General features: G+C 41.1%; 15 protein-coding genes. 9 read left to right on the forward strand and 6 right to left on the reverse strand.

Going from position 1 to position 18966, the window contains the following annotated elements:
• Positions 1–103: 103 nt before the first annotated feature.
• Positions 104–3826, forward strand: a complete 3723-nt coding sequence (locus HMPREF3112_RS00070; protein WP_070437402.1) for a glycoside hydrolase family 66 protein — start codon at positions 104–106, stop codon at positions 3824–3826.
• 110 nt (positions 3827–3936) lie between these two features.
• Positions 3937–5187 carry a threonine ammonia-lyase IlvA gene (ilvA, locus tag HMPREF3112_RS00075; RefSeq protein WP_048673985.1) on the forward strand — a complete coding sequence of 417 codons (1251 nt, stop codon included), beginning with the start codon at positions 3937–3939 and terminating at the stop codon, positions 5185–5187.
• 125 nt (positions 5188–5312) lie between these two features.
• On the opposite strand, the gene def is transcribed toward ilvA, so the two are convergent.
• On the reverse strand, positions 5313–5927 hold the full coding sequence (def, locus tag HMPREF3112_RS00080) for a peptide deformylase (protein WP_003095026.1): 615 nt from the start codon (positions 5925–5927) through the stop codon (positions 5313–5315).
• Positions 5928–6020: 93 nt separating this feature from the next.
• Positions 6021–6659 (reverse strand): Crp/Fnr family transcriptional regulator, encoded by a 639-nt coding sequence (locus tag HMPREF3112_RS00085; protein ID WP_048673983.1) that lies wholly within the window; start codon positions 6657–6659, stop codon positions 6021–6023.
• Positions 6660–6766: 107 nt separating this feature from the next.
• On the opposite strand from HMPREF3112_RS00085, the gene HMPREF3112_RS00090 reads away from it, so the two are divergent.
• Both HMPREF3112_RS00090 and rpsO read left to right on the forward strand, forming a co-directional pair.
• The gene (locus HMPREF3112_RS00090) at positions 6767–7930 is read left to right on the forward strand and encodes an MFS transporter (RefSeq protein ID WP_048673981.1); all 1164 of its coding nucleotides are present in this window, start codon (positions 6767–6769) and stop codon (positions 7928–7930) included.
• A gap of 141 nt (positions 7931–8071) precedes the next feature.
• Positions 8072–8341: a 30S ribosomal protein S15 gene (gene rpsO, locus HMPREF3112_RS00095; protein WP_008535715.1), complete on the forward strand. Its 270-nt coding sequence runs from the start codon at positions 8072–8074 to the stop codon at positions 8339–8341.
• A gap of 217 nt (positions 8342–8558) precedes the next feature.
• Here the strand turns inward: rpsO and HMPREF3112_RS00100 are convergent, their stop codons facing one another.
• Complete coding sequence (locus HMPREF3112_RS00100; protein WP_070437406.1) at positions 8559–9149, reverse strand: VanZ family protein; 591 nt, start codon at positions 9147–9149, stop codon at positions 8559–8561.
• Positions 9150–9447: 298 nt separating this feature from the next.
• Here HMPREF3112_RS00100 and HMPREF3112_RS00105 point away from each other — a divergent pair, with 298 nt between their 5' ends.
• Positions 9448–12015: an SEC10/PgrA surface exclusion domain-containing protein gene (locus tag HMPREF3112_RS00105; RefSeq protein WP_070437408.1), complete on the forward strand. Its 2568-nt coding sequence runs from the start codon at positions 9448–9450 to the stop codon at positions 12013–12015.
• An 85-nt stretch (positions 12016–12100) separates the two neighbouring features.
• On the opposite strand, the gene HMPREF3112_RS00110 is transcribed toward HMPREF3112_RS00105, so the two are convergent.
• Both HMPREF3112_RS00110 and HMPREF3112_RS00115 read right to left on the reverse strand, forming a co-directional pair.
• Positions 12101–12841 (reverse strand): amino acid ABC transporter ATP-binding protein, encoded by a 741-nt coding sequence (locus tag HMPREF3112_RS00110; RefSeq protein ID WP_002886432.1) that lies wholly within the window; start codon positions 12839–12841, stop codon positions 12101–12103.
• On the reverse strand, positions 12841–14388 hold the full coding sequence (locus tag HMPREF3112_RS00115) for an ABC transporter substrate-binding protein/permease (protein WP_070437411.1): 1548 nt from the start codon (positions 14386–14388) through the stop codon (positions 12841–12843). Before HMPREF3112_RS00115 ends, HMPREF3112_RS00110 begins: the two co-directional genes overlap by 1 nt.
• Before the next feature lie 205 nt (positions 14389–14593).
• Between HMPREF3112_RS00115 and HMPREF3112_RS00120 the strand changes: the two genes are divergently transcribed.
• Positions 14594–15448, forward strand: coding sequence for an undecaprenyl-diphosphate phosphatase (locus HMPREF3112_RS00120; RefSeq protein ID WP_002883622.1), 855 nt, complete (start codon positions 14594–14596; stop codon positions 15446–15448).
• A gap of 61 nt (positions 15449–15509) precedes the next feature.
• Here the strand turns inward: HMPREF3112_RS00120 and HMPREF3112_RS00125 are convergent, their stop codons facing one another.
• Positions 15510–15881, reverse strand: coding sequence for a DUF3021 family protein (locus tag HMPREF3112_RS00125; RefSeq protein ID WP_022496532.1), 372 nt, complete (start codon positions 15879–15881; stop codon positions 15510–15512).
• A 206-nt stretch (positions 15882–16087) separates the two neighbouring features.
• Here HMPREF3112_RS00125 and mecA point away from each other — a divergent pair, with 206 nt between their 5' ends.
• The 3 genes from mecA to sufC all read left to right on the forward strand — a co-directional run bounded on the left by mecA (position 16088) and on the right by sufC (position 18931).
• Positions 16088–16837 carry an adaptor protein MecA gene (gene mecA, locus HMPREF3112_RS00130; RefSeq protein WP_002883698.1) on the forward strand — a complete coding sequence of 250 codons (750 nt, stop codon included), beginning with the start codon at positions 16088–16090 and terminating at the stop codon, positions 16835–16837.
• Between the two features lie 3 nt (positions 16838–16840).
• Positions 16841–17998, forward strand: coding sequence for a glycosyltransferase family 4 protein (locus HMPREF3112_RS00135; RefSeq protein ID WP_048673974.1), 1158 nt, complete (start codon positions 16841–16843; stop codon positions 17996–17998).
• A 162-nt stretch (positions 17999–18160) separates the two neighbouring features.
• On the forward strand, positions 18161–18931 hold the full coding sequence (sufC, locus tag HMPREF3112_RS00140; protein ID WP_038675193.1) for a Fe-S cluster assembly ATPase SufC: 771 nt from the start codon (positions 18161–18163) through the stop codon (positions 18929–18931).
• Positions 18932–18966 lie beyond the last annotated feature (35 nt).

The raw sequence follows: 18966 nt of genomic DNA on the forward strand, positions 1-18966 counted from the left end.
TTTTATGAAACTAAAAATAACTCGAGTTTACAGCATGCAAATACAAATAGTGATAATTTGAAACGCCGAGGTGATTTAAACTTTTTTAGAGGGATAGAGAGATATGTCAAAGAAAGTAGCGTCAACTAAATTATTATCAGGTTTGTTTGTAGCCGGTGGTGTCCTAGGGATGAATCAGGTTGCCAAGGCAGATAACGTGGTCAGTTCAGAAGCAACAAAACCAGTTATTACAACTGAAGCAGATAACTTGGTGGTGGTACCAACTGAGGCCGTTGCTCCAGTAGCGACAACAGAAATAGGTCCATCAACTGCTACTGTTGCGACAGATACTGCAACAACAGCGACAGCTTCTACAATCTTTTCACAAGCTGTGCCAGCAGAAAGTGCTAGCTCAGAAACGCTTGTAGCCAGTGAAGCACTAGCTCCTGAGTCAGCTGCTGTGGAAACCATCACATCATCATCTGATAATGCTACTGAAGCAGGACGCCATTCAACTGCTCAAGTAACACCAGTTACAGAAGTGACAGAGCAAAACTTGAATGGTGATGCCTACTTGACAGATCCAGAAACAACAAAAGCAGCTTATAGCAAGACAGATGGTGATATTAATTATTCCGTTGTTGTGTCTAATCCAACAGCAGAAACTAAGACGATGACTGTCAACTTGACACTTCAACATGCTTCAGAAATTATCGGTCAAGATAACGTTGACCTTACGCTAGCGGCAGGAGCTTCAGCCAAGGTTTCAAACTTGACAGTAGCGTCAGAGTGGTTGACAAACAATACAGGTTACTTGGTGACAATCAGTGTCAACGATAAATCAGGCAATGTCTTGTCAAGCAAGCGCGCTGGCTTGTCTGTTGAAGATGATTGGACAGTTTTCCCACGTTACGGTATCGTAGCAGGTTCACCAACTGATCAAAACAGTATTCTTGTTAAAAATCTTGAAGCCTACCGTAAAGAGCTTGAGCTCATGAAGTCTATGAATATCAACTCATATTTCTTCTATGATGCTTATAATGAAGCTACAGATCCTTTCCCAGAAGGTGTCGATAGCTTTGTTCAAAAATGGAATACCTGGAGTCACACTCAGGTTGACACTAAGGCTGTTAAAGAATTGGTTGATCAAGTTCATAAGTCAGGTGCTGTTGCCATGCTTTATAACATGATTTCAGCAGATTCAAATCCAAAGAATCCGGCCCTTCCACTTGCTGCTTTGGCTTATAACTTCTACGATAGCTTTGGTAAGAAGGGTGAACCGATGACTTACACTATCGGTGATAACCCAACTCAAGTTTACTATGATCCGGCGAATCCAGATTGGCAAAAATACATCGCAGGAGTCATGAAATCAGCTATGGATCGTATGGGATTCGATGGTTGGCAAGGTGATACAATTGGTGACAACCGTGTGACTGATTATGAGCACCGTAACAGCACAGACGAGGCTGACTCACACATGATGTCTGATTCATATGCGTCATTTATTAATGCTATGAAAGACCTCATCGGTGAAAAGTACTACATCACAATCAATGATGTTAATGGTGGTAATGACGATAAACTAGCCAAGGCACGTCAAGATGTTGTTTATAATGAGCTTTGGACAAATGGTGGTTCAGTTATTCCAGGACGTATGCAGGTTGCCTATGGTGATTTGAAAGCACGTATCGATATGGTACGCAATAAAACTGGTAAATCACTTATCGTTGGTGCCTACATGGAAGAACCAGGTATTGACTATACTGTTCCTGGCGGAAAAGCAACTAACGGTGCGGGTAAAGATGCCCTTGCTGGTAAACCATTGCAAGCTGATGCGACACTTCTCGTAGATGCGACAGTAGCTGCAGCCGGTGGCCATCACATGTCCATTGCAGCCCTTGCCAATGCTAATGCAGCCCTTAACGTTCTTCAAAGTGCCTATTACCCAACGCAATACCTCAGTGTAGCTAAGGACACTATTCGTAAGCTTTACAATTACCAACAGTTCATCACTGCTTATGAAAATCTTCTCCGTGGAGAGGGTGTGACTAATAGCACTCAGTCTGTATCTACCAAGAATGCTGCCGGTGAAATCCTTTCTAAAGATGCTCTTGGTGTGACAGGAGATCAAGTTTGGACATTTGCTAAATCAGGAAAAGGTTTCTCAACTGTTCAAATGATTAACATGATGGGCATCAATGCGGGCTGGCATAATGAAGAGGGTTATGCGGACAATAAAACACCGGACGCACAAGAAAATCTCACAGTTCGTCTTAGCCTAGCAGGTAAAACAGCTCAAGAAGCTGCTAAAATTGCCAATCAAGTCTATGTGACGTCACCAGATGATTGGGCAACTTCAAGCATGAAGAAGGCACAAGCAAGTCTTGAAACAGATGAAAATGGTCAACCAGTGCTTGTCATTTCAGTTCCTAAACTAACTCTTTGGAACATGCTCTATATCAAGGAAGACACAACAGCAACACCGGTAGAACCAGTTATCTTGAAACCAGTTACTAACCAAGCTGGTAAGAAAGCAGATAATACCGTAACATCTGAAGCAAGCTCAGAAACAGCTAAATCAGAAAATACAACAGTAAACAAAGATTCAGAGTCTCCAACTGATAAGAAACCATCTGTTGAAGCTCCTAAACTCGATGAAACAACTAAACCAGCACCATCAGTTGACGAGTTAGTAAACTCAGCAGCTGTTCCAGTGGCGATAGCTGTGTCAGAGACTGCACATGATAAGAAAGATGACAACTCAGTATCTAATACGGATCAAGGTACAGTAGCGTCAGATTCAATCACTGCATCAGCTTCAGAGGCTACAAGCACAGCTGCCTCAACAGCCTCATCAGAAGTATCAGAAAATACACCAGTATCATCGGAAGCATCAGAAACTGAAAATAGTTCAGCAGCATCAACTTCAGAGTCAGCAATTCCAACGACGACAGCAATTTCAGAATCACATGCAGTAGTTGAACCAGTGGCTTCTTTGACAGAAACAGAGAGTCAGGCAAGCACTAGCCTTGTTTCAGAAACTACAAGCACAACAGTATCATCGAAGGTCTCAGAAACTGATATTATCTCAGAAGCATCAACTTCCGAGACTTCAGCATCTGAATCAGAGAATTCAATCAGCACAGTCGTTTCAGAATCAGAAGTAGTTAAAGAACCAGCTGTTTCATTGACAGAATCAGAAAGTCAAGTGAGCACTTCAGAAGTGACTTCGGCAATTTCAGAAACAGTGAGCACGTCTGAGGAAGTCATCCTTGATGGACTATCAGAAAACATCAATAGTTGGAATAGACTCTCTGCAGCTCCTCGCGTCTCAGAAAACTTACCAAGTACTTCTGAAACGATTACAGAAGCAGCGTCACTCTTTAGCAATTATGCAAGATATTCAGAAACAGCAAGCTCAGAATCTCACTCTATGGTAGCAGCTTCTTCAGAAGCTTCTATTGAAAAATTAGCAGTATCAATCTTGAAAGATACTGAGGGTGGCTTGTACGATGCAACTACAATCAGAAATATTGTTGAGATGATTGATAGCATTACAACAAATGTTAGCTATACTCGCAGTAGCCGTCAAGACCTTAACAATACAGCTTCGTCAGATAACACTTACAGTGGTAGTCAAGATCTTAACCTTGCAAGTAAGACAACGACGCAAGCAGGTGAAAAAGGAACAGCTGAAGATCTTAAGGCTACAATTGCTAAAACAGCAAAATCTCACAAGTGGGGAGAACATGCTGTAGCTATCCTCACAGCTATTGTCCTTGCAGGTGCGGCAACCCTTGCAGCTCTTCGTAACTTCTTGATGTCAAAAAAAGTTGATAAATAATAAGTAGAACTCTTTGTGTAAACAAGGAGTTTTCTTTATACTGGCTGCTATTTTTTCTGAAAATTGTGATACAATAGAAATAGTTTGAATATTGTGTCAAAGGAGAGCCAATGATTACTGCAAATGATATCGTAAAGGCTAATGAAGTCTTAAAAAACGTGGTGGAACGCACACCACTAGATTTTGATCGCTACTTATCTGAAAAATACGGGGCGACCATTTATATTAAAAAAGAAAATATGCAAAAGGTACGCTCTTTCAAATTGCGAGGAGCCTACTATGCTATTCATCAATTGAGTGATGAGGATAAGGCGCGTGGTGTGGTTTGTGCATCAGCTGGAAACCATGCTCAAGGGGTTGCCTACACTTGTAACGAGATGAGGATTCCGGCAACTATCTTTATGCCAGTAACAACGCCTCTCCAAAAAATTGGTCAAGTCCGTTTCTTTGGTGGCAAGTTTGTAACAATCAAATTGGTGGGAGATACCTTTGATGCTTCTGCTCAAGCAGCACAGGAATATACCAAATCTGAAGGCATGACTTTCATTGATCCATTCGACGATTATAATGTCCAAGCGGGTCAAGGAACAGTTGCTTATGAAATTTATGAGCAGGCTCAAGAGGAGGGTGTTTCCTTCGATAGTATCTTGGTTCCAGTAGGTGGCGGAGGCCTTATCTCTGGTGTGGCTACTTATATCAAGGATGTGGCACCATCTATGGAAGTTATTGGTGTTGAGGCTAGTGGTGCTCGTAGTATGCGTGCTGCCTTTGACCGTGGTTATCCTATAAAACTCGAAGAAATTGATAAGTTTGCAGATGGGATTGCTGTTCAAAAGGTAGGTGTCAAGACCTATGAAGTTGCACGTAAATATGTTGACCGTCTCTTGGGAGTTGATGAAGGCTTGATTTCAGAAACCCTAATTGATATGTACTCTAAGGTTGGTACCATTGCAGAACCCGCAGGTGCAGCATCAGTAGCAGCTTTGGAAGTGATTAAAGATGAGATTAAAGGAAAAACCATCGTCTGCATCATTTCAGGTGGTAACAATGATATCAACCGTATGCCAGAGATGGAAGAACGTGCGCTTATCTACGATGGCATCAAGCATTACTTTGTGGTTAACTTCCCACAACGTCCTGGTGCCCTTCGTGAATTTGTAAATGATATTTTGGGACCAAATGATGATATCACTCGTTTTGAGTACATCAAACGTGCTAATAAAGGAAAAGGTCCAGTTCTCATTGGTATCGCTCTTAGTGATAAAAATGATTATGATGGTCTTCTCGATCGTCTTTCAGCCTTTGACCCAAGTTATATCAACCTTCACGGTAACGAAACACTTTACAATATGCTTGTCTGAGGACAGGTTCATATAATGAAAAAAGAACTGACAAAGTCGGTTCTTTTCTACTTTAACCCAGCTATACGGAGGCACTAAGGCTTTATCTTCAACTTAAAACCTCAGTAGCAATACTGAGGCTTTCTTTATTCGATAATCAAGAGTCCATCTTTAATGGCGAATGGATTGTCTTTATTGATGCGGTCGTAGAACATGATACCGTTAGTATGGTCGATTTCATGTTGAACAACAATTGAGTTGTACCCACGGAGCTTAACACGCTGCTTTTCGCCCTCTTTGTTGTAGTATTCAACAGTTACTCGAGCATGACGAACCACATAACCAGGAACGTCGCGGTCGACTGAGAGGCATCCTTCTCCATCACCCAAAGCAGCATCCTGAACAGAATGGGCAACTACTTTAGGGTTGTACATGATTTCTTGAAGGCTATATGCTTCTTTTGGTGGATTACCTTCAGCGTCTTCAGGGTTTGGAACGAGAACCGCGATAATGCGTTTTGAAATATCCAATTGTGGGGCTGCAAGACCGACTCCCCCACGAAGCCCCATTTTTTCAGCAATAACAGGATCTTGTGAATTACGAAGAAACTGCATCATTTTTTCACCTAGGATAATGTCTTCGTCTGATAGTGGGAAGGTTACATCTTCAGCGACAGCACGCAAGGTTGGGTTTCCTTCGCGAATGATATCATTCATATCAATCATATGGCTGGCGCGGATAATTTTGGTTTGAGCGTCCATTTGTTTACCTCTATTTTCTTTGATTTACTTGTTTATAACTATAGCACAAAAGGGTTGAAAATTAAACCATCAAGGGTTAAAGTGAGGCTTTTTCTAATCGATAAAAGCCAGTTTTTCCAAGGTTTGTCGTTGTAAAATACGATAGGTCTTAAAAGCTTCTTTTTCAATAATTCCTTGATCGATAAATTGTTTGATAACTCGTTGCACATGGCGATAGCTAGTCCCAAAACTGGCAGCTAGGATAGATGGTGATAGTTGAAAAACACCTTCTTCCTCAATACTCAACATATGAGTAGCCAGACGCTCTTTGACAGAGTAGCTTGCATTTGTTGAGGCAGTAATACCCTGTTTATGCAGTGCCATAGCTAGGTTATGCCCAATTTGATAGAGAAAAACGGGATCTTTGAGGAGCTCTTCTTTATTATTTAAAGGGAGCTGAACTGCTTGAACCTCTTCTAAAGCAATGACTGATGACCCTGCTGGTTGATTGGTCATGAGTTCTACATCTCCAAATATTTGTGGTTGGTTAAGCATTTCTAGGATATGTTCTTTACCATTGAAGAGAGAACGCACAATTTTTACCTTTCCTGACAAAATGTAGGTTAGCTCTGTGATAGCTTTTCCTTGGGTACAAATATAATCATTCTTTTGAAAGGTGACTTTCTGTAATTGGTCGAGATAGAGGGGTGGAAAGACCTGATCAAGTTGAGGTCTTATGTCATGATTACGCATACATCTCCTTTTTTAGGACCTAGGTCCTATTTTTTAAACTCTCCTTAGATTATAATGAAAAAATAACTATCAGACAAGTAAGGAAAGGATGTTCTAATCCCTATATTATGACACGAATTTTAGAAAAAATGAGCCTACTTGGGCTATCCTTGCTCTTGATTTCGGCCTTTTCGATTTCAACAGCGCTACCACCTATGTTGGACTACTATAGCCCAACCTTTTCTGCCGCGCAAGTGGAGCTTTTAGTATCTGTCCCTTCATTTTCCGTAGTAGCGATGCTCTTACTTAATTCATTTATTGACAAATGGCTAAGTGATAGACAGCTAATTGTGACTGGATTGCTTTTACTTAGTAGTGCTGGGATTTTTCCTTTTTTTGTACAAGCCTATCCTCTTGTCTTACTGTCACGTATTGCTTTTGGGATGGGGATCGGCCTTATCAATGCTAAGGCGATTGCCATCATCAGTCAACGTTTTCAAGGTAAAGAACGGGTTCAGATGTTAGGTATTCGTGGCTCCATGGAGTTGATTGGTGGAGCTTCGTGTTCTCTTTTGGTTGGTCAACTATTGAAAATCCATTGGACCTTTGCCTTTCTTATTTATGGTCTTGGTTTTGTGATTCTGACCATGTACCTCCTTTTTGTGCCAACGATGGATCAGGTGGAGAGGAAGCAGATTACAAAAAGTAAACAAGGTCTAAACAAAAAAGACCTTAGTATGATCCTTGGCATGGCCCTTTTAGCAGGATTTGTCATCTGTATTAATTCTTCGATTAGTTTGCGCGTGCCTCTATTTCAGGTTGCTGGTAAGACCATTGCGAGTGGGCAATCAGCTTTAGTACTTAGTTTAGAGCAAGGAATTGGAATTGTAGCTGGACTAAGTTTCGCTTCTCTTATAGGATATTTTAAGAATCATCTTTTGCATATAGTGATGTTTTTATTGGCGGTTTGTCTCTTTGGGATGTCAGTGGCTAGTAACTTACCGATTTTGATTTTATCCTCAGTTGGTGTTGGTTTCTTCTATAGTACTGTTTTGACAATTATCTTTAACCAACTTTCTGAGCGTATTGCTAGAAATCTGTTGAACAAAGCGACAGCCTATGTCCTCTTGGGGTGTAACCTAGGGTCTGCCCTCTCTCCTTATGTTTTGAAATTATTGGCACTTGTATCTCCAAGTTTTAGTTGGATTTTCCTAGCCTATGCTATAGTAAGTTTCCTACTTTTCCTTGGTTTTTTGATGAAATCAAGAATGACAAAAAAGTCTAAGATGTAGAAATCTAAACAGTGAATCTTGTGATTGACAAAGATTAGTAGATGAGCTAAAATAGAGAGGTCGTAAAGACAAACCAACTCTTTCTTGGTTTTAGGAGAGCCAATCCTAAGACTCGGATGGAGCAAAAAAAGGAGAAAAAACATGGCAATCTCAAAAGAGAAAAAAAATGAAATCATTGCTCAATATGCACGTCACGAAGGTGACACTGGTTCAGTAGAGGTTCAAGTTGCTGTCCTTACTTGGGAAATCAACCACCTTAACGACCACATTAAACAACACAAAAAAGACCACGCTACTTACCGTGGTTTGATGAAAAAAATCGGTCACCGTCGTAACTTGTTGGCGTACCTTCGTCGCACAGATGTTAACCGTTACCGTGAGTTGATCAGCTCACTTGGACTTCGTCGTTAATTCAAGATACAAGTGCTTAGGCCTTGTTCAATTGAATACACGAAAATGGAACTGCTCTATAATGGGGCAGTTTTTCTTTTTCACTAGGATTTTAGCCCGAGTTCAAAACAGCTCTCTAGATTCAGAGGGCAGTTTTGCGGTATTCATCTAAAATTTCTTATGATGATTGATCTATAGAGCCAGTAAAAGACCTCCAGATTTAATTCTGAAGGCTTCTCTATATTAAAATCTTTTTGATAACTGTTTGAAATTGAGGGAGTTGATGGATAGCAGTTCCGACAAGGATACCTAGCATATTTAAGGCGATATCTCCTAAATCAAAGACTCCCAAATGTCCAAAGTACTGAATGGATTCGACGGTGAAAAGGGTCAGGAGACAAAGTAGGAGATTACTCAATCGTGAAGAAAAGAGGAGTCCCAGAGGAATGAACATTAATAGGTTCATGATGGGAACGAAGTGGCTCCCCCAGTATAATTCCCGAGCGAAGGAAAGGGGATTAAGTGAGAGACCTTGGGTACCAATGTTTTTCAAGAAAAGTAGGTAGAAGAGAGCAAGAAAGTAAATGAAGTAGAGTAGGAGCAGTGTCTGTTTTTTCAGCTGTCTAGTAAGAAGGAGTTTCAAAAAAGCATAGACAAAGTAACTAAGCAGGACTATGATGACTAGGTTGAGTAAGACTTGGAAGTAGGAGCCATAATGGGCGATGTAATGAACGTACTGTTCGAGATGGCCCCTATAAAACCAATAAGACAAGCACAGTGATAGGCTTCCTAGTAAGATGTTACTCAATGTTTTTAATGTTTTTGCCACTTTGCTCCTCCATTTGCATATGATGAGTACACATTATATCAAAAAAACGTTTAAAGAAAGTTAAGAAACTGTAACGAAGTTTTGATAGAATGGAAGGATAAGGCAGAATCAAAGACTAAAAAAGGACTTTGAAACAGCAACTCTACTTTTGACTAACAATTTAATGGTTTTTGTAAACAGGCTATGAAAGCTTATAAAATAATTAAATTTTAAAAATTAGGAGTCAGCATCTTGTTTCAGGATTATTAAAATGTTATTATATAGTAGTGAATTTTTAACATAAAAAGGAGTTCGTCTTATGAATAAAAAGGTTTTGGCGACAGCTGGAATTGCAGCACTTGCAGTTTCTGCTACAGTTGCTAAAGCTGATGAGGTAACGACAAACGATCAAGCCTCAACAACAGCATCAGTATCATCGACAGCTACACAAGCTGTCCCAACTCAAGCCCAAGTTGAAGCGGCTAGAGAACAAGCCAGCGCTGCAAATCAAGCAGTATCGCAACAAGAGTCAGTAGTTGCTAATCATGAAGCAGTTGCCAACCAGGCTCAAGCAAATCTAGCGACAGCAGATGCTAACTTGCAAAAGGCACAAACAGCAGCCGATGAAGCAAGCCCAGAAACTATTGCTGCCGCTCAAGGTCAAGTAACTACTGCAGAAAATGCGGCTAAGGAAGCTAAGTCAGCAGTCGAAACAGCTCAATCAGCAGAAAAAACTGCCAAAGATGCAGCAGACAAACAGCAATCTGTCGTTAATACAGATCAAGCTAATGTCAATGCTAAAGCTAGTGAAGTTGCTAATGCTCAAAAATCAGTAGATGCTGCTAAAGCAGCTCTTAATGGTTCTAGCGCTTCTGAGGCAGCTTCTAACCAAGCTAAAGCACAATCAGTTTTTGACGCTGCAACAGTAGCTGAGAAAAAAGCTCAAGAAGAATTGGCAGCCGCTCAGGCAGCTGATAAAGAAAAAGCTACTGCTATTTCAGCTAAAGAAGGTCAATTGACTGTAGACCAAAATGCAGCAAACCAAGCTAAAGCAGCCTATGAGACTGCTCAAACAGTAGCTAATGAAAAGGCAGCTGCTCTTGCAGCCGCTGAAGCAGCTAAGAAAAAAGCAGAATCTTCAACAACTTCAACAGCTAATGTTCGTCAAAAATTCTCAGTATCACAAGAGTATGTTAATGCCCTTAAGATTCATGAGTCTAAAACAGCGACAGCAGCAGAAATAGCTCAAGCTGAACAAGTCTTGAAGAACGTCAATAAACGTGATCGTGGTAACAATAGTTATCAAGACAATGAAGCAGATAAAAATGTTAAAATTAGTGATTTGAATAATCTTAGTGAAGCTCAAATTACAGATTTGTCATTGTATGCTTCAAGTTTGATTAACCAAATTCGTACAGCCTTTGGTACAACTCAAACATCTGTTTCAAAAGGTAGTGTTCTTGCAGCTGATCGTGTTTCAGATGGTTATGTAGCAGATAACTGGGGTTGGGAAGCTATTACCCATAAACGACATGATAGTGCGGCCCTTGACCGTGCTGGTAAGTCATTTAATAGTGTAAGTATTGGTGAAAACCTTAATACATGGCAAGGGTTGACAGGACCATTTACACTTAACGACATTAAGAAATATGTCTACGAAGCTATGCTTGACTTCATGTTTAATGGTAAAGAGTGGAACCATGCTCGTTCTATTTCTGGACTTACAGCAGATGGTGGTGAGGCCTACATTGGTACAGACATCAGTGTTGTTGCCGGTGCCTTTAACGTTCATGTAAACAATGTCAATAAAAATTCTATCGCTTCTGATAGTAGCTTTGACACAACTAAGATTGCTAACCCATATGTAGGTAACCAATCTCAACCATCTCCAAATGCAAACCTAGCAGCTGCAAAAGCCGCTTATGAAGCTGCTAAACAAGCTAACGATCAAGCTCAAAGTGATTTGGCTAGCAAGAAATCTGCTTCTGAGTCAGCAACTCTTAAACTTAAGAATACTCAATCAGAACTTGCAGCTCTTAAAGCGACTGCAAGCAAGTTGGCAGCTGCTCAGAATAACCTTTCTGAAAAACAAGCAGCCCTTGCAACTGCTAAATCAGAATTGGAAAAAGCTAATGCTGCAGTTGAAAATCTTAATGCTAATGCACAAGAAAAAGCAGCAGCCCTTAGCAAAGCTCAAGCAACTCTTGATGAAAAACAAGCAGAGCTTCAAACAGCTAAAGATAAACTTGCGACAAGTTCTGCGACCTTGCAACGTTTGACAAATGCTTACAACGCTGCTAAGCAAGATACTGCTAAGAAACAAGTAGCATTGACACAAGCTAACCAAGCTTTGACTGCTGCTAAGAACCGTCTAGCAGCCCTTACAAATGCTTCAGGTAACCTAGCTAAGGCTAAAGCAGAACGTGCAACAGCCTTTGCTAAACTTACTGCAGCCAAAGGTGCTCTTTCAACCGAACGTGCGAAACTTGTTGAATTGTCAGCTAAGCGTGATAAATTAACGAGCGAATACACGACTGTTCAAACGGCCTTCGATAACTACATGAAAGCTAAGGCAGACAAAGAGCGTCAAACACAATTGGCTAAAGAGTTCGCTAACATTACATCTAAAGGTCTCACACCAGTACCTGTTTACGATGTAGATGGTAAAGTTATTGCTTTCACAACACAAGAACAAGCAGCTCAAACTGTAGCGCAAGTTCCTGTAAATTATGGTCAAACAAAAGCTGAGAAACAAGCTCCTGTACAAGAAGCAGATAGCTTGCCAGAAACAGGTGAGTCAACTGCAGCAGGATTCAGTCTTGTAGGTATCTTCATGACACTATTGGCCTTCCTTGGTTTCGTTGACAGACGTACACGTCGTAACTAATCATAATAAAAAAACGGCAGTTGCCGTTTTTTTATATGTCTGAGAATCTAAAAAAGTTAAGGTCGAAACCTTAACTTTTTCGTATTTAACCCAAGAAACGTTTAAGGAATTCCTTAGTACGTTCTTCTTTAGGATTTTCAAAGATTTGTTCTGGGCTACCTTGTTCAGCAATTACCCCTTTATCCATGAAGATGACACGGTCTGAAACATCACGTGCGAACTCCATTTCATGGGTAACGATAATCATGGTCAAACCAGTTTCGGATAGCTCCTGCATAGTCTTGAGTACTTCCCCTACCATTTCTGGGTCAAGGGCTGAAGTTGGCTCGTCAAAGAGGATGGCTTCTGGATCAACAGAGAGGGCACGGGCAATGGCCACACGTTGTTTTTGTCCCCCTGAAAGTTGTTTTGGTTTAGCTTTCCAGTATTGTTCCCCCATACCAACTTTCTCCAAGTTAGCTTTGGCGATGCTTTCAGCTTCTTTACGGTCACGTTTGAGAACAGTTGTTTGAGCTACGATAGCATTTTCCAAGACATTAAGGTTTTCAAAGAGGTTGAAGGATTGGAAAACCATACCGAGTCTTTCACGATAGGTAGTGAGGTCGTAACCTTTTTCAAGGACGTTGTCCCCATGATAGAGGATTTCACCACCTGAAGGTGATTCGAGTAGGTTAATAGAGCGAAGGAAGGTTGATTTCCCTGAACCTGAAGAACCAATAATTGAGATAACCTCACCCTTTTTGACGCTGAGGGAGATATCTTTGAGGACTTCATTTTTTCCGTATGATTTTTTGAGGTTTTTAATTTCTAAAATCGTCTCAGTCATTAGTGAACCCCTCCTTGTGTGTAAGTATCTTGATCCAAACGGCGTTCTACATAACGCAAGATGCGTGTCACTGTGAAGGTAAGGACGAAGTAGATTGCTGCGATAACAAAGAATGTTTGGAAGTATTGATAAGTTTGGCTTGCGACAGTGTTACCAGCGAAGTAAAGTTCCACAACAGAGATAACGTTCAAAACAGAGGTATCCTTGATATTGATAACGAACTCATTACCAGTAGCTGGCAAGATGTTACGGATAACCTGTGGAAGAACAATCTTACGCATGGTTTGACCGTGGGTAAATCCAAGAGCAGTTGCAGCTTCAAATTGTCCTTTATCTACGGCGAAGATACCACCACGAACGATTTCACTCATGTAGGCTCCGGTGTTGATAGAAACGATGAAGACAGCTGCTAGGGTACGATCAATATTGATACCAAAGGCCTGGGCAGTACCGTAGTAGATAACCATAGATTGTACAATCATTGGCGTACCACGGAAAACTTCGATATAGACATTAAGCACCCAACCGAAGAGTTTTTGGAGCAAGGCTACAAATTTATTAGCAGCCTTAGGAGCTGTGCGGTAAACACCAATCATAAGACCGATGAAAGTACCCACAACTGTACCGATAATTGAGATAAGAAGGGTAATTCCTGTACCACGTAAGAATTGTGGCCAGTTCTTAGCGATGATAGTGCTCATCTGACTAAAGAAGTTTCCTTTTTTAGCCTCATCAGTCTTATCTGCAGGTTGGATGTCAATGATGTGATCCATCAGTTTAGCACGTTCCTCTTGGCTGATTCCAGCAAGGACCTTATTGACTTGTTCCATTTGCTGGCTGTCTCCTTTGCGAAGGCCGACGGCCAAGGAGACGTCATCGTCTGAAACCTGGAAACCACCATCTTTAAGCGTAATCATCTTATATTTTGAGCTAGCTTCTTCGGCAGTTTTTGCTTCAGGACGCTCTGAAACATAACCATCGATGATACCAGATGCAAGGGCTTGGCGCATAGCACCGAAGTCTCCCATAGCGGTTTGTTTGCTGACACCTGGGATTTGGTCAATCAAATTATAGAGATAAACCCCTTGTTGAGCTGTGATTTTAGCATCCTTGAAGTCTTTGAGACTCTTAGCGTTGGCATAATCACCGTCTGAGCTGACAACCATGACAGGTTCGCTTCGGTAATAACTGTCTGAAAAGTCGATTTCTTGACGACGTTCAGCTGTTGGGCTCATACCTGCGATGATCATATCGATTTTGCCGGAAGTGAGGGCAGGAATCAAACCTGTCCAAGCTGTTTTGACTACCAAGGGTTTCTTGCCTTGAGCTTCAGCGATTTTTTTAGCGATTTGCACGTCATAACCGTTGGCATACTGTTTAGTACCTTCGATTGGAACGGCTCCGTTTGAGTTATCGTCCTGCGTCCAGTTGAAAGGTGCATAGGCAGCCTCCATACCGACACGGAGATACTCGTCTGCTTGAGCGCTTGATACTCCGCCAAAAACGAGGAGGAGCGCTGCAAAGCAGGCTATAATAATTTTTTTCATTGAAACAATGTCTCCTATAAAAATGTCATACCTTACTATTTTACAGGAAATTAGGATTAATGACAATAAGTTGGGATTAGAAAAACAATCTCTATATCAAGATTGTCTTCAAATACAAGTTGTAATTTGATATAATGGGAAGGACGATTTGGAGCCTTGATCATTTTTGGTGTGATGAGGCTAGCATTTTAAAACGGAGATAATTATGCAAACGGCACAATTTATTATTGAATTACTAAAAGCAGTCTTTCTTGGGATTGTCGAAGGTATCACTGAGTGGCTACCGATTTCATCTACGGGTCACTTGATTTTGGTGAATGAATTCTTGAACTTGAGACAAAGTAAAGACTTCATCGATATGTTTAATATCGTTATCCAACTTGGTGCTATTCTGGCGGTTATGGTCATTTACTTTAAACGTTTGAATCCCTTCCAACCTGGTAAGACAGCACGTGAAGTGCAATTGACTTGGCAACTTTGGCTCAAGGTGGTCATTGCCTGTATTCCCTCAGCCTTCTTTGGTCTTCTTTTAGATGACTGGATGGAGGCCCATCTCAGTAATTTCTTTGTAGTAGCTATCATGTTGGTGGTCTACGGGATTGCCTTTATTTGGATTGAGGACCGCAATCGACGTGTAGAGCCTAAGGTAACGGATTTGGCTCGTATGTCTTACAAGACGGCTTTCTATATTGGTCTTTTCCAAGTCTTGAGTATCATTCCAGGGACAAGCCGTTCAGGTGCTACTATTCTTGGGGGTATCATCGTTGGTACTAGTCGTAGCGTAGCTGCTGATTTTACCTTCTTCCTTGGTATTCCAACCATGTTTGGTTATAGTGGACTTAAGGCGGTTAAGTATTTCATTGACGGGAATACCTTGACAGGTGGACAAGTGGCTATTCTCTTGGTAGCTAGTGTGACAGCCTTTGTTGTCAGCTTGTTCGTGATTCGCTTCTTGATGAATTACATTAAGAAACATGATTTCACAGTTTTCGGAAAATACCGTATCGTGCTTGGTATTATTGTGCTTCTTTATGGAGCTGTCAAACTTATTTTCGGATAATTACGTTCAAGTAAACTGAAAAAGGACTTCATTTGAAGTCCTTTTTTATCTGGTTTAGAGATTATTTGTGGAGAAGTTTTCCAAAGATAAGGTAAGCTAGCAACCATAGGACCAGTCCGCAAGTCAAGAAGCTAGCTAGGATTTTCAAGAAGTCCACGATATTATGCAAGGGATACCATCCGGACAAACAGAGAATTGGAAGGATGGTAACACACATGATTGAGAAGTGGAGAAGAGATTGCTGTTTGAGCGATAAACGATTATCGTCGTAAATGGGTGCAGTTGCTAGTATGATGGCGACGATTAGCCCTGTAAGAAAGGTAGATTTGTTTACTTGATAAGGTTGCCCCGATAAGTAGAGAAAGAGCGTCAATAAACTCGTTATTCCTCCAGCAATGCTAGCTCGTAGCCACCCTTTTTTATAGGCAGTCATGGTCATCACCTCCATGTATATCTTCACTTTTATTATACTACAATCTAGGATAGATGACAGGTATAAATGGGGAAATACAAGGTTTTGTTAGTATTAAGAAGTTTTTAGAAATCCTTTCCAAAATAAGACTCAAACTTGCTCAGAAATTGCTATCTCTTGGCTTTTCTAGTATAATGAAATAACTACTCGTGCGAGGTTTTTTACATATGGAAATGAAACAAATAAGCGAGACAACTCTAAAAATCATGATTACCATGGAAGATCTTGAAGAACATGGTATGGAATTGAAGGATTTCTTGATTCCCCAGGAAAAAACAGAGGAATTTTTCTATACTGTCATGGATGAGTTGGACTTGCCTGATAACTTTAAAAATAGTGGGATGCTGAGCTTCCGTGTCACGCCACGCAAGGATCGTGTGGATGTCTTTGTGACTAAATCAGATCTTAAGGAAGACCTTGATTTCAACGATTTGTCAGATATGGATGACTACTCAGGGCTTTCTCCAGAAGAGTTCCTCAAGGCTCTTGAGGGTAACTTTATGGACAAGGGTGACATCGAAGCACACCATAAGCTCGAAGAGCTTGAAAAGACCTTGGAAGAGGTTGATAAGGCTATGACAGAGCCTACCAAGGAAGTGGCTGAAGAAAATATTCGTGAAGACTATACCCACTATGTCTTGGCCTTCTCTGACTTTGATCAAGTGGTGACTTTTACGCAAGGTTTGAAGGATGTGCCTGTTGAAGGTTCTGAGCTTTATAAACTTGGGGATGTCTACTATATGACAGTCCTTCTTTACTTGGCTGATGAGCCTGATTATTACGCGAACAATATGTATGCGCGTTTTCTTGAATATGCGAATGTGGCAGACCGAACACGTGCCTACCTACAAGAGCATGCAACAATCTTGATGGAAGAGGACGCCTTACCGGTACTACAAGCAACGAAATGGAGCTAAGACATGCCTTGGACCATTAATTATATATTCGTTTTGATTGGGACCTTTTTGATAGCCATCGTGACGACCCCTTTGGTACGCTCTTTGGCCTTACGTGTCGGAGCTGTTGACAATCCCAATGCAAGACGTATCAATAAAAAGCCAATGCCTAGTGCTGGTGGTTTAGCTATTTTGTTGGCCTTTGTACTAGCGACCTTGGTCTTTATGCCTATGATTATCCATAAGGATATCTGGCATGTTTCCTACATCAGGTATATCTTACCGGTTGTTGTGGGTGGATCTGTCGTGGCTCTGACGGGCTTCATTGATGATATCTTGGAATTAAAGCCTCTACCTAAGATGCTTGGTATTGTTATTGGAGCTGTTATCGTTTGGGCTTTTACAGACTTCCGATTTGATAGCTTTAAGATTCCATTTGGTGGTCCCATGATTCATTTTGGGCCAGTATTGACCTTGATTTTAACGGTGTTATGGATTGCGGCCATCACCAATGCCATTAATCTGATTGATGGATTGGACGGCTTGGTTGGAGGAGTTTCTATCATTTCCCTTATGACTATGGGGGTGATTTCTTATTTCTTCCTCTATGATACTGATATTTTCTTGACCATGACCATCTTTGTCTTGGTCGCTGCCATTATGGGCTTCTTCCCTTACAATTATCATCCAGCGATTATCTATCTAGGTGATACGGGGGCGCTTTTTATTGGCTTTATGATTGGTGTCTTGTCATTGCAAGGATTGAAAAATGCAACTGCAGTGGCTATTTTGTCACCTGTTATTATCCTTGGAGTGCCTATTGTTGACACAGTGGTAGCCATTGTCCGCCGGAAATTGTCAGGGCGTCCAGCCATGGAGGCTGACAAGATGCACTTGCATCATCGCCTTCTAGCCATGGGCTTCACTCATCGAGGGGCGGTTCTGGTGGTTTATGCCATCGCTATCCTCTTTTCATTGATTGCCCTCCTGTTAAACGTTTCCAGCCGTTTCGGTGGTATTCTCTTGCTCTTGAGTTTACTTTTGGGAATGGAAATTCTGATTGAAGGGCTTGAGATTTGGGGCGTTGGTCGAACACCTCTCTTCAACTTCCTGAAATTTATCGGGAATAGTGATTATCGCCAAGCAACCATGTTAAAATGGAAGCAAGGGCGAAAAAATTAAACATTTGAAAAGCCAAGTAATGGCTTTTTTGTTATAATGATTCTAATTAAGGAAAATGGAAGTTCTCTTTTTATTTTCCAGAAAATAGCAAGACTATTTTCAAAAAAATAATGCAAATTAGCGAGCAAGTGCTCGCTGTATATATGAAAAAAGGAGTATACAATGTCTGTACTTGAAATCAAAAATCTTCATGTTTCTGTTGAAGATAAAGAAATCTTGAAGGGTCTTAATTTGACTCTTAAAACTGGTGAGATTGCTGCTATCATGGGGCCTAACGGAACTGGTAAATCTACCCTTTCAGCTGCTATCATGGGTAACCCAAACTATGAAATCACAGAAGGGGACATCCTTTTTGATGGCGAAAGCATCCTTGATTTGGAAGTTGACGAACGTGCACGCCTAGGTCTTTTCCTTGCTATGCAATACCCAGCTGAAATCCCAGGAATCACAAATGCTGAGTTCATCCGTGCGGCTATGAACGCTGGTAAAGAAGATGACGAAAAGATTTCTGTTCTTGATTTCATCACCAAATTGGATGAAAAGATGGAATTGCTTGGTATGCGTGAAGAAATGGCTGAGCGTTACCTTAATGAAGGTTTCTCAGGTGGTGAGAAAAAACGTAACGAAATTCTTCAATTGCTCATGTTGGAACCTAAGTTTGCTCTTCTCGATGAGATTGACTCAGGTCTTGATATCGATGCCCTTAAAGTGGTTTCAAAAGGGGTTAACGCTATGCGTGGCAAAGGCTTCGGTGCTATGATTATCACTCACTACCAACGTCTCTTGAACTACATCACTCCAGATGTCGTACATGTAATGATGGAAGGTAAAGTGGTTCTTTCAGGCGGTCCTGAATTGGCTGCTCGTCTTGAGCAAGAAGGTTATGCGAAAATCGCTGAAGAGCTCGGTTACGAGTACCACGAAGAAGCGTAAGTCTGTTACTCGAAATAACTAGAAAAGGAGTAACC

The organism is Streptococcus sp. HMSC10E12, assembly GCF_001807855.1.
Lineage (GTDB): Bacteria > Bacillota > Bacilli > Lactobacillales > Streptococcaceae > Streptococcus > Streptococcus salivarius.